Below are 12,617 nucleotides of genomic sequence, written 5' to 3' on the forward strand. Positions count from 1 at the left end.
AGATGTTTTGCAGAGGCCTTTCGCTCTAAAAGTTTTTTTAATGAGGTAACCAACTCTGCTACAACATCAAAGCTCCTGTTTTTTTTGGCTAAAATCAAACTTTATTAAATAGGAAAAGGTTAACGCAAATCAATTATTTTTAATCCTTATGTTTCAACTGTTCTTGTAATACTTGTTTGAATACTGAAATGGGTTGTGCACCTGTAACAGCACTTCTTCTGTCAAATACAACAGTGGGAACAGAATTTACACCCAAACCTTTCCAATAATTTTGTGCTTCTGACACTTCTCTTCTTTTCTCTTCAATATCTAATTGTTTTAAAGCATCTGCAGCATCTAAGCCTACATCTATCAACGCTTGTTCCAACACCGCTCTTTTTGAAACATTTTTTCCTTCACTAAAATAAGCTGTCGTCAAACGCATTTTTAAAGCTGTTTGTTTCCCAAACCTTTTTGCATATTCTAACAGCACGTGGGCTTCAAATGTGTTTACAATTTTCATTCCGTCAAAATAATCAAACTTAAATCCTAAATCCTCACCTGCTTCTACCAACATATTTTTTGATGCTTCCAGCTGCTCTTCCGAAGATCCATATTTTTCAGTTAAATGTTCATTTAAATCTTGTCCTTCTAATGGCATGTTTGGATTCAATTCAAATGGTTGCCATTCTATTTCAATTTTATCTTGAACACCTAATTCTTCTATTGCTTTTTCTAAACGCTTATAGCCAACGGTACACCAAGGGCAAACAACATCAGAAACTATATCTATCTTTAACTTTTCTTTCATAATATTCTTTCTATCTAGGATTAGATATGTCGGACTGCCAATCTTTTTCTTACAACAATCTCTAACATTTAAATTTAGTTTATTTTTGAGTTTTTCCTAAAAAAACAACAAATTTTTACTCAATATGGTTTTAGAAATTATTTATGAAGACGCCTATTGCATCGCAATTCATAAACCTAATAATATGTTGGTTCATCATTCTACAATGGCGAATAATCAATTAGAAGAAAAATCTATGGTCCAACTTCTACAAACCCAGTTGAAGCATAAATATTATCCAGTTCATCGATTAGATAGAAAAACTTCTGGGATCATTTTATTTTCAAAACAAAAGGAATTTGTCTCAAAATTTCAAGCTCTTTTTCATAATAATCAAATTGAAAAAAATTATATAGGACTCGTTAGAGGCTTTATTCCCGAAGCTGGTAAAATTGACAGTCCTGTTAAAGGAAGAGATGCAAATACACATAAAGATGCGCTTACCTATTTTGTAAGAAAAGAAACATTTGAAATACCAATCAAAGTTGGACCTTATGAGAAATCCCGTTACAGCCTTGTTGAATTAACCCCCAAAACAGGCAGATTACATCAATTAAGAATCCATATGAATAAAATAAGTCATCCACTTATTGGAGACGCAAAGTACGGAGATCGCTTTCACAATCGTATGTTTGAAAATGAATTCCATAATGAGGCAATGTTTCTGCATGCAAAAACCTTATCTTTCAATCATCCATTTACTCACGAATCAATTCAAATAAAAAAAGCATGTCCGGATAATTGGAATAAAATTCTAAATCAAATTAGAAAATTCTGAGATAAAAAAAGTGATACTTTTTTATAAGTATCACTTTATAGATCTGGTTTATCAGGTTATTATACTATATTTTTATTACCTGTCGGTTCAATCCACTGTCACTTTGTAAAGTATAAACGCCAGCTGGAAGGTCAGATATATCTATTTTCTCATCGAGTTGAAAACTTCCAATAATTTTTCCTGTAACATCCAAAATCGATACAATTTCAACATTTGACAGCCCCTTAAACAAAATTTCGCCAGTTGTTGGGTTAGGGTAAATTGTCACTTTCTCTTTATCTTCATCCACTACATTCGCTACAGCAGCTTCTATTGTAATAGGTATTTCTGCTGCTCCGCTCGCCCAAGTGTTTTGATCATTTTGATAACCAACTCTTAAAACATGTGTCGTTCCTGATGGTAAGTCCGCCGACAAGGTAATATCCGGTACTGTCCAAGAAACTGTAGAAGTTCCAGAATGAGTTAAATTAGTTGTTGTGTCATTTTTACCAGCCTTCCAAGTATATACATTTCCAGTCTTTTCAGAAATTGAAAACTGTAAATTCATAGATTGTGCACCTCCTATGGTATATTCAACACCTCCTGAGGAATTACCTGCATCGTATGTTGCGGATAAATTTAAATCTTCTCCAATATTCAAAACTGCATTATCTGTAGGTCTTGATCCCCAGGCTGATGATGGAGCAACTGCACCAGCAACTAAAACTACAGGGAAATCTTCGGCCCCAGATGCCCATGCATTATTACTATTTTGCATTACAACTTTTAAAACATAGGTTGTTCCTGCAGGTAAATCAGCTGATAACGTTGCATTAGGAACCGTCCAATTTAATGTAGAAGTTCCAGAATGAGCACCTACTGTCGCCGATTCTCCAATACCAGATACCCATGAAGTTTCATATGGATCCTCTACTGTTCCTGCTCCGGTTCTTGTTTGTAAACTGTATTGAAATGTCCCTAAAGTTGCGCCCCCCACAACATATTCCGTTAAAGGATCCATTCCATCATCACCAGCATCAAAAGTAACCTCTAAAGTTAGCGGATCACCTAAACCTAAATTAGCATTATCAGCAGGTCTTGTCAGCCAACTAGTTGTTTGTGAAAAAGCTAAGGATACAGTGAATAAAATTGAAATAAAAAGTAGTGTTTTCTTCATACTTAAAAATATTTTAAATTAAACTTATAGAGTAAACTGATATTTACTCAAAAAAACATCTTCTAAATTAACAAAAATACTTTTAAACAAAAAAAAAAAATAATCCTTAACATTTGTAATCATTATTTTAAACTTCTCAATCAACTTAAAGATAACTATACAAACCTATTACTTCCCTAGCCAGCCAACCTTTTCCATTTTTCGCAACAGTTTTGAGACCAACTCGGAATTTTCAGCTTCAATATTTTTAGTTTCATTAGGGTCCTCTAAATGATCATATAATTCAATAAATAAAGGTTCTTCCTTTGGTTTTCTTCGATCTTTCCAAACAATAGTTCTATACCTATCTGTACGCATGGCATATCCCATTACGAACTCCTCAAATGTTTTCCTATCCCACTTATCTCCCATTTGAACAGAAATTCTATCCTCTATCTTTACAATTAAAGGAGCATAAAATGCAGTTCTGAAAGGAGGAGTAAAAGGACGCGCCGCCCACTCTCTTAATGCTGGTGTAGGAAATATACTATACGCGTTTTCACGCCATTTTTTTGTTGGGTTTTTCAATAAAGGAACCAAACTAGTTCCCTCTAGATGTTCGGGTTTATCCAAAGCTGCCAAGTCGCAAAGTGTTGGGAAAACATCAACTAACTCTACAAGCGCCTCCGATTTTTGACCCTTAACTTTCTTCGATACCTCCGGAGCTACAATAATAAATGGAACTTTGGTTGCAACTTCATAATTTGTAGCTTTCCCCCAATATCCCATTTCTCCTAAATTAAAACCATGATCAGACCATAATACAATGATGGTGTTTTCATATTGACCGGATTCTTTTAAGGCTTCTATCATCATCCCAATCTGAGTATCAATGTAGCTAGTACATGCATAATAGCCATGTCTTAACTTTTTCTGCAAATCTTCTGAAAACTCTTCTGTTTTTGGCATGTCTGCTGCAACACGAACCTCCATAGACTCAGATAAGCCAATAGCAGCACCATTTATTGGAGCATTCGAATGATTTGCCAAAGGAATTAAATTTCTATCATACATGTCCCAATACTTCTTTGGAGCAATCCAATCTAAATGTGGTTTCTTAAATCCTAAACCTAAAAACCATGGTTTTTCATTTTTAACCAATTCATGCAACGTAGCAATTGCTGCTTTTGTATTATAACCATCTTCGTAAGTATCATCAGGTACATCCGCACATTCGGTTACTGGTCCCTTCGCTAACCAATTTTCTCTAATTACCTTGGCTCCATATCGTTTTTCTAGAGCTATTTTATTCGCCACATACATATCTTGACTTTCTTTCAAAGCATATCCTCCTTTCGTTTCAGGAGCGTCTGCACTTCGTTGTGGCTTTACTGCTTTTCTAGACCACGACATTTCATCATCTGTATATTTACCATGAAAAACTTTTCCGGTATAAACTGTTTCGTACCCATTTTCTTTAAAATGCTGAGGAATCGTAACAATGCTCGGAACATTTGCTCTAAAATCTTGAAATAAATCTGTTACATTAATCGTTTCCGGTCGTGCACCTGTCATAATACTTGCTCTTGAAGGACCGCAAATTGCCTGCTGACAATATGCTCTAGAAAACATAATTCCACTTTCAGCTAACTTGTCTATATTTGGAGATTTCACCACATTAGAACCATAACATCCAAGCTCTGTTTTAAGGTCATCTACAGCAATAAATAAAACATTTTTCTTTTGTTTTTGTGAATACCCAAGGAAGATTGAGCACAATACCACCAAATAAAGTAATTTTTTCATATTCAATTATGATCTAAAAAATAATAGTTTTGTAACAAAAATAAACACTTAGAGGAGTTAAATTTGGTGAAAAATTACCAAAGACCAGTTCTATTTTATCTAACACATCAAATTATATTTTCAATCCCTCATACAGTTTTCTAAAAATATTTAGTTTTAATTTGCATCGGTACTAAACCCCCTATTATGTCGAATCCATTATCCTTAACAGTTTTTAAAACCAAACTTGAAACCAACAAATATATTTTAGTAGACCTTAGACATCAAAATGACTTTATCGAAAAACATGTTCCAAATTCACTTTTTGTTGGTATTGATGGACCTTTTGAAAAATGGATACAACTTGTGGTACCCAATAAAAATGCCAGGATTTTGCTTGTTTTACCACAAGATAAAATCACCTCCTGCTTAGAATTCTTAAAAACCTTAGGATATACAAATATTATTGGTTTTTTGGAAGGAGGAATTTCTAACTGGAGTAAATTTCACAAGACCGATGCTATAAAATCCATATCCCCAATGGAATATAAATCCTTCAAAGAAAACACCAAATCCATTTCCGTTGATGTAAGAAAAGAATCTGAATTTGAAAAGGATCACATCCCGAATAGCTCACTGATACCGTTAAAAATTGATAAAGATTTTCTGTCTAACTTTATAAATTCCAATCACTATTTTCTATTTTGTGGTGGCGGCTATAGAAGTGTCATTGCCATTTCCTACTTAAAGAAAAATGGTAAACAAAATTTCACCAATATTGAAAAAGGATTCAAAGGAATAAGAGAAGTTATAAGCGATATTATTTGATATCGTTAAAACTAATTTATTGAACTTTAAACCCAATGTTTGTATATTTACTTTAAAACCTAATTCTTATGAAAAAAACATTCTTTACAATTGTTCTTTTATTTAGTGCGCTTTCCTATGCACAAAATGATACAAAAACCACTACTATATCTCCTGAAGAAGCAAATAAAATACAACAAGAGACCTCGGCTAATCAAGGAAACGTACCCCCTGACACTCAAGTTCAGCAACCTAGTCAAACTCCAGAAAACAATACGACCACAGAAAACAAAAATACAAGCTCCAAACAAGCTAAAAACGAAAATCAAAAAAAATCTGCTGTTCCGTTTATTAAGAAATTTTATTTTGGAGGAACATTCGGAGCTACTTTTGGAAACTACACCTCTATCACCGTTGCGCCTACTGTAGGATATAGATTAAGACCTTCTGTTTATACTGGTTTGAAAGTTTATTACACGTATTCTTCTCAAAAAATACAGGGTGAAAAATACGACTACCATAATTATGGATTTGGAACCTTTTTAAGATGGTTTGCCTTTAGTGACCTATACCTTCATGTAGCCCCCGAAGTATTTAGCTACGAATATTTAACCGTTGATAACAATAGCAATGTAACCTCAAGAAAGGAATGGGTACCTTATTTATGGGCAGGAGCCGGAATAAGAAAAAGAACAAGCAAAAGATCTTGGGTATCGGTACATGTACTTTTTGATTTGTTGAATGATAAAAATTCCCCATACGATCAGTGGGAACCCAATTTAGTAATCGGAGCAGGTACCAGTTTTTAAAAATCAAAAAAGCGGCAAAACTTTAAAAATTTGCCGCTTTATTTTTTTTTATTACAATAGAAATCAATTTATATGATTTCCGTATTAATGTATTATTCTATTTTTCACCAAACCGTATAAAAAGGTCCCCATTAAAGCGCCTAAAATTACTACGACTATTGAAAATACTCCCTTACCTAACAGAATAAAAATAGGTCCTGGGCATGCCCCTACCATCGCCCATCCCAAGCCGAATATTGCTCCACCAAACAAATACCTAGGAATACTAAACGTTTTAGGTACAAACTGTACTTTATCTCCATTGGTCCCCCTCATCTCCATGCGCTTCATTATTTGAACCATCACAACACCAATAACAACAGCGGAACCAATTACGCCATACATATGGAAAGATTCAAAACGGAACATTTCATATATTCTATACCATGAAATTATTTCTGCCTTGCTTAATACGATACCAAACAAAACACCTACTAATAAAAACTTTAAATACCTCATTCTCTTTTCTTATAAAATATATGGCAATACCATATGTGTCATTATCAATCCTCCAATAAAAAAACCTACAACGGCTATTAACGAGGGTACTTGTAAATTACTCAATCCGCTAATTGCATGTCCGGATGTACAACCACCTGCATATCGGGTACCAAAACCGACCAATATCCCTCCGGTAAGTAAATACAACCAGCCTTTAACTGTCAACAAAACATCGATACCAAAAATGCCTTGGGGCATATAAGCCTCTCCTATATTTGTAAATCCTAATTTTGCTAAAGAAGCTATTGTATTAGGATTCAGACTAATTTCATGGGAAGACGTTAAGAAATTATGAGCGATATACCCTCCTATCATTGCTCCAGCAACAAAAATTAAATTCCAAATTTGAGTTCTCCATTCAAATTTGAAAAACTCCGCATATCTGCCTGCTCCTGCCAAGGAGCACATAGTTCTAAGATTTGAGGAAACCCCAAAAGATTTTCCAAAATATACTAACAATCCCATTACAAGTGCAATCCCCGGGCCTGCTACATACCATGGCCAGGGTTCTAAAATTATTTCCATTTTATTATTTTTAATTATATGTCCTATTGATTCTGTTATTTACGCTAATTCTTTTCTAAAAACACCAAAAAGAAAATCCTGTGTCGTTCCAAAAGGTGTTATATGCTTGTGGGATTCTAACCCGATGCTGTGAAAAAATGGCTGAAAAAAATTTTTCATCGTTTCTAGAGAATACTGCTGTACCTCTAAACCACTACATTTTTTGGGGCCCGATTTTGAAAAGGTTCCAACAACAATATTTTTGGCAACAGTCGCAACCAACTGCAAATATTTCTCCTGATCAACCGGTGAGGTTAAGAAATGAAACACAGCACGATCATGCCATAAATCATAAACTTCTAATGTTTTAAACTTATTAATATCCTCAACTAACCAGATTACTTTATCCGCAAGTTCCCCCAATCTAAGTTTTGCTTTTTCCAATGCTTTTTCGGAAATATCTAGCACAGTAATATTACTATACCCTAACTTTAAAAGCTCATCTACGAACAAACTATCACCACCACCTATGTCTATAATTTTAGCAGTTTTAGGCAACTTTAATTTCGCAATTAATGATAGAGAAATATCTTGCGTAAGTTGTGTCCAGCTAACTTCTTGAGGAGACTTTGTTTTATATACATTTTGCCAATGTTCCTTTAAATCAAAAACCATTAATTCTTTATTTTTCCTATAGCACAACTCACATATGATTTTGCCTTTCTAGATATTGTATTTTTTTCACCTGCAATAGGATAACCTATTTCTGAAAGTACTTTTATCACCATCTGTAACTGTGTATCTTCTAAATATTCAAAAGATAAAGTAGAAACATTCACATCAACTGAAACCGAAGAGATGCCTTCTATTTTCATTATTTTCTTGGTAATTGAAGAGGCACAACCTCCACATTTCAAATTCTGAATTTCAATATTTGCTTCCATAATTATAATGTTGATGGACATACAAAGTCCGTTGTTTTAATACCCGTTCCTTTAAGCGCCCCAAAACCTCCAGAAATATCAATCAGGTTATGAATACCTCTACTTTTAAGAATTGATATAGCTATCATACTTCTGTATCCTCCAGCACAATGCACAAAGAAATCCTCCGTTTCGGGAAATGATTGTAGATAATCATTTAACTTATCTAAAGGTGCATTGGTTGCATTTTCCAATCTTTCTGACAAAAACTCTGATTCCTTTCTAACATCAAAAATGTTCACTTCTTCTTTTATTTCTGCAAAAGATTCCGCTGAAATATTCTTTACAGAGTCGTGTTCCTTACCTGCTGCCATCCAAGCTTCCATACCACCATTCAAACAACCAAGTGTATTATCAAAACCTACCCTTGACAAACGAGTAATAGCTTCTTCCTCCTTACCTTCAGGCGTAATTAATAATAGCGGTTGTTTAACATCCCCTATCAAAGCGCCAACCCAAGGAGCAAATCCACCGTTTAATCCAATAAAAATAGCGTTTGGAATATGTGATTTGGCAAACTCATCTTGAGTCCTTACATCTAAAATCAATGCTTCTGTATCATTCGCTATTTTTTCAAATTCGTCCGGTTCAAGCGCATGAGATCCTTCTTTGATAATTTCAGAAATATCAGAATATCCCTCTCTATTCATTTTTACATTTAAAGGAAAATATACTGGCGGAGGCAATAACCCTAAAGTAACTTCTTTCACAAATTCGTCTTTTGTCATTTCAGACCGCAGAGCATAGTTGTTGCGTTTTTGGTCGCCTAGTACACCTACTGTTTCTTTACTCATATTTTTACCACAAGCAGAACCAGCACCATGTCCTGGATATACTAAAACATCATCTGGTAAGGTCATAATTTTCTGACGTAGACTATCAAACAATGTCTCAGCTAGTTCTTCCTGTGTCATACCCGTTGCATTCTGAGCTAAATCTGGTCTTCCCACATCTCCTAAAAAAAGAGTGTCACCACTAAAGATTGCATGCTCCTTTCCATTTTCATCAATCAACAAAAAGGTAGAACTTTCCATAGTATGCCCTGGTGTATGCAAAACTTTTATTTGCACGTTCCCTAAAGGAAATATTTCGTTGTCTTTTGCTTTATACGATTCAAAAGAAGTTTCCGCATTGGGACCATATATAATTTGCGCTCCCGTTCTTTCTGCAAGTGTCACGTGACCACTGACAAAATCTGCATGAAAATGAGTTTCGAAAATGTATTTAATTTTTGCATTATTCTTATTTGTAAGAGCGATATATGGCTTTACTTCTCTAAGAGGGTCAATAATAGCTACCTCACCCGCACTTTCAATATAATAAGCTCCTTGAGCTAAACAACCTGTATAAATTTGTTCTATTTTCATGATAATTCGTTTTGTATTACAAAGATACTTTCGCTTTAAATTTCTGGTTGTAACATATGTTACACTACATTTTATTTTGTTGTGTAATTTTTTTCTGAATTAAAGAAGGAGCGCATTTGCTATCGTAAAAACAAACTGCTTCAGAAGTTCTGACAAAAAGATTCTCCGATCCAATTGCATCAATAATCCCACCTGAATAAATAATATCCCTTGTTGGCCCAATAGCCCCTGATATGAAAAATTTCACACCACGTTCTTTTAATTTCGAAACGAGCTGTAGTAACATCAGATTTGCGCTACTATCAATATGACTAATTGATTCTGCATTCAAAACAACAGCTTTTAATCCATCACCTTTGGCTGCAATTAATTTGATTAACTCTTTTTTGAAATAATCTTTATTTCCAAAGTATAACTGAGCATCAAAACGTATAATTACAAGATCTTCTCTTATAGCAATATCCTTTGCAAAACGAGAAACGTTCTTGTAATAATCACTTCCTTTTACATTTCCTAAAACAGCAATATGTGGTTTAGACGTTCTGTAGATCAGTAAAAAAATTGAGAACAACACTCCTAAAAGTATTCCTTCCTTTACCCCCATTACAAGAGTGATTAGGAAAGTAAAAATCAACAAAAAGAATTCATCTTTTCTCTTACGATATAGTCGTTTTGGATACTCAAAATCAATTAAGCCACTAATTGCTACCATTACTAATGAGGCAAGTACAGCTTTGGGTAAATGATAAAATAAAGGAGTTAGAAACATTAGGGTTAACCCAATAATTATCATACTCACTAAAGCTCCCAAATTTGTTTTTCCTCCTGACTGAACGTTTACCGCTGTTCTTGAGAAACCACCAGTTGTTGCATAGGCTCCAAAAAAAGATCCTATAATATTAGCCGAACCTAAGGCAATCAACTCTTGATTAGGGTCAACCTCATAGTCAGACTGTTTCTCTTCAAAAGATTTACTAACTGCAATCGCCTCCATAAAAGCTATTAAAGCAAGTGTTAAAGCAATAGGGAAAAGCTGTTTTACTCTTTCAAAAGCCATTGTTGGTATTTGTACCTCTGGTAATCCTTCTGGTATAAAACCAATAACTGATACCCCTTTAGCCTCTAAATTCATGAAATAAGATATTATTAGAGATACTACAACCAATAGCAAGCCACTCGGTATTTTTAATGAAATTCTTTTTAGAAATACAATACTCAGAACACTAATAGAACCAATTATTAAAGTCGGCATATGAACCGTTTCCAAAGCACTTATTATAGAACACAACTTGCCGAGAAATGTAGCTTGATTGGTAACCTCTATTCCAGAAAAATTCTTTACCTGACTGACTCCAATAATGAGAGCAGCTGCAGATGTAAATCCGTTGATCACCGGTTTGGAAAGAAAATTAACCACAATTCCCATTTTAAGCAGACCTAATAGCAACTGAATTATCCCCATAAATAATGCTGAAAAAATCGCCGCAGCTATATAGTTTTCAATACCTACAATGCCCAAGGCTCCTAAACCACTTGCTACTAATAAAGAATCCATGGCTACAGGCCCTACCGCTAAAACGGGTGAGGTTCCCATCAACGCATACACTAATTGTGGCATCAAAGCTGCATATAACCCATATTGAGGAGGTAACCCAGCAATCATCGCATAAGCCATTCCTTGTGGTATTAACAATACTCCAACCGTAGCACCGGCTATCAAATCATTTTTCAGGTAACGACCTTTATAACTACCGATCCAATTAAGAATCGGAAAAAATTGTTTGAGCATAATTTTGTTTTGGACAAAATTAGAAGCAAAATTTATTGCGTACAGTAACATAAGTTACACTTGAACCTAAAAAACCCCAGTTAACTAAATAACTGGGGCTTCATTTTTCAAGCTTGTTATTATTTCTATGCTATTAGAGAACCTAACAACTCTAAACACAATTCTCAATTTAATAACCACTTCTAAAAAAACTAACCAATCTAAATATAAAATTTATATTTGATTCAAAGGTATTATACTGATCCTCTAAATTTGAACCTAACTGGGTGAAACGTCTTTTTTAATCAGTGAAGTAACATAGAGCCAATCTCAAGCATTTTTAAAAATATTCACGTCAAAAAACATTAAATTTTAGACATAAAAAAAATCCTGGAACCTAACAACCAGGATTTTTTTAAACTTTGAAATCGGTTTGAATTTTCTATAAAACAGGAGAACCTAACAACTCCTTTTTTAATTTTCAAAAAGCCAATAATTTCAAAATTACTAAACCAACCTAAATATGAAAATTTTTACTTATTTATACTTCAAAGATACATTACAACTATCATCTATATCAACCTAACTGGGTGAAACGTCTTTTTAAATTAGTGAAGTGACATAGAACCTATCTCAAGCATTTTTAAAAATATTCACGTCAAAAAACATTAAATTTTAGGCATAAAAAAAATCCTGGAACCTAACAACCAGGATTTTTTTAAACTTTGAAATCGGTTTGAATTTTCTATAAAACAGGAGAACCTAACAACTCCTTTTTTAATTTTCAAAAAGTCAATAATTTCAAAATTACTAAACCAACCTAAATATGAAAATTTTTACTTATTTATCCTCAAAGGTACATTACAACTATCATCTATATCAACCTAACTAGGTGAAACGTCATTTTTAATAAGTGAAGTGACATAGAACCTATCTCAAGCATTTTATAAAAACTCACTTCAAAAAAAACTAAATTTTAGGCATAAAAAAAATCCTGGAACCTAACAACCAGGATTTTTTTAAACTTTGAAATCGGTTTGAATTTTCTATAAAACAGGAGAACCTAACAACTCCTTTTTTAATTTTCAAAAAGACAATAATTTCAAAATTACTAAACCAACCTAAATATGAAAATTTTTACTTATTTATACCTCAAAGATACATTACAACTATCTTCAATATCAACCTAACTGGGTGAAACGTCTTTTTTAATAAGTGAAGTGACATTCTACCTTATTGAAGCTAATTCTTATTATTTTTATGTGATTTTAATCTTAAACGAAATACCTAAGAATAGAAAAAGGCCCAATCA

12 protein-coding genes are annotated in these 12,617 nt (G+C 33.7%); 3 read left to right on the plus strand and 9 right to left on the minus strand.

Annotation, left to right across the window (positions count from 1 at the left end):
* Positions 1–139: 139 nt before the first annotated feature.
* Positions 140–790, minus strand: a complete 651-nt coding sequence (locus tag AC2DGP_RS04460) for a DsbA family oxidoreductase (protein ID WP_484491821.1) — start codon at positions 788–790, stop codon at positions 140–142.
* 124 nt (positions 791–914) lie between these two features.
* On the opposite strand from AC2DGP_RS04460, the gene AC2DGP_RS04465 reads away from it, so the two are divergent.
* Entirely contained in the window at positions 915–1,607 is a 693-nt protein-coding gene (locus AC2DGP_RS04465; protein ID WP_484491822.1) for a pseudouridine synthase, read from the plus strand.
* A 64-nt stretch (positions 1,608–1,671) separates the two neighbouring features.
* Here the strand turns inward: AC2DGP_RS04465 and AC2DGP_RS04470 are convergent, their stop codons facing one another.
* Both AC2DGP_RS04470 and AC2DGP_RS04475 read right to left on the minus strand, forming a co-directional pair.
* Entirely contained in the window at positions 1,672–2,763 is a 1,092-nt protein-coding gene (locus AC2DGP_RS04470; protein WP_484491823.1) for a T9SS type A sorting domain-containing protein, read from the minus strand.
* A 168-nt stretch (positions 2,764–2,931) separates the two neighbouring features.
* The gene (locus AC2DGP_RS04475) at positions 2,932–4,548 is read right to left on the minus strand and encodes a sulfatase (RefSeq protein WP_484491824.1); all 1,617 of its coding nucleotides are present in this window, start codon (positions 4,546–4,548) and stop codon (positions 2,932–2,934) included.
* A gap of 186 nt (positions 4,549–4,734) precedes the next feature.
* Here AC2DGP_RS04475 and AC2DGP_RS04480 point away from each other — a divergent pair, with 186 nt between their 5' ends.
* Positions 4,735–5,355: a rhodanese-like domain-containing protein gene (locus AC2DGP_RS04480; protein WP_484491825.1), complete on the plus strand. Its 621-nt coding sequence runs from the start codon at positions 4,735–4,737 to the stop codon at positions 5,353–5,355.
* 68 nt (positions 5,356–5,423) lie between these two features.
* The gene (locus tag AC2DGP_RS04485) at positions 5,424–6,143 is read left to right on the plus strand and encodes a hypothetical protein (protein ID WP_484491826.1); all 720 of its coding nucleotides are present in this window, start codon (positions 5,424–5,426) and stop codon (positions 6,141–6,143) included.
* Positions 6,144–6,227: 84 nt separating this feature from the next.
* Here the strand turns inward: AC2DGP_RS04485 and AC2DGP_RS04490 are convergent, their stop codons facing one another.
* The 6 genes from AC2DGP_RS04490 to AC2DGP_RS04515 form a co-directional block, all read right to left on the minus strand.
* Positions 6,228–6,641: a DUF6691 family protein gene (locus AC2DGP_RS04490; RefSeq protein WP_484491827.1), complete on the minus strand. Its 414-nt coding sequence runs from the start codon at positions 6,639–6,641 to the stop codon at positions 6,228–6,230.
* A 9-nt stretch (positions 6,642–6,650) separates the two neighbouring features.
* Complete coding sequence (locus AC2DGP_RS04495) at positions 6,651–7,208, minus strand: YeeE/YedE family protein (RefSeq protein WP_484491828.1); 558 nt, start codon at positions 7,206–7,208, stop codon at positions 6,651–6,653.
* Between the two features lie 39 nt (positions 7,209–7,247).
* Positions 7,248–7,862 (minus strand): class I SAM-dependent methyltransferase, encoded by a 615-nt coding sequence (locus AC2DGP_RS04500; protein ID WP_484491829.1) that lies wholly within the window; start codon positions 7,860–7,862, stop codon positions 7,248–7,250.
* Positions 7,862–8,131, minus strand: a complete 270-nt coding sequence (locus AC2DGP_RS04505; RefSeq protein ID WP_484491830.1) for a heavy-metal-associated domain-containing protein — start codon at positions 8,129–8,131, stop codon at positions 7,862–7,864. Before AC2DGP_RS04505 ends, AC2DGP_RS04500 begins: the two co-directional genes overlap by 1 nt.
* Before the next feature lie 2 nt (positions 8,132–8,133).
* On the minus strand, positions 8,134–9,537 hold the full coding sequence (locus AC2DGP_RS04510) for an MBL fold metallo-hydrolase (RefSeq protein WP_484491831.1): 1,404 nt from the start codon (positions 9,535–9,537) through the stop codon (positions 8,134–8,136).
* 64 nt (positions 9,538–9,601) lie between these two features.
* The gene (locus AC2DGP_RS04515) at positions 9,602–11,326 is read right to left on the minus strand and encodes a SulP family inorganic anion transporter (RefSeq protein WP_484491832.1); all 1,725 of its coding nucleotides are present in this window, start codon (positions 11,324–11,326) and stop codon (positions 9,602–9,604) included.
* Between the last annotated feature and the right edge of the window lie 1,291 nt (positions 11,327–12,617).

The organism is Flavicella sp. IMCC45537 (genome assembly GCF_057197705.1).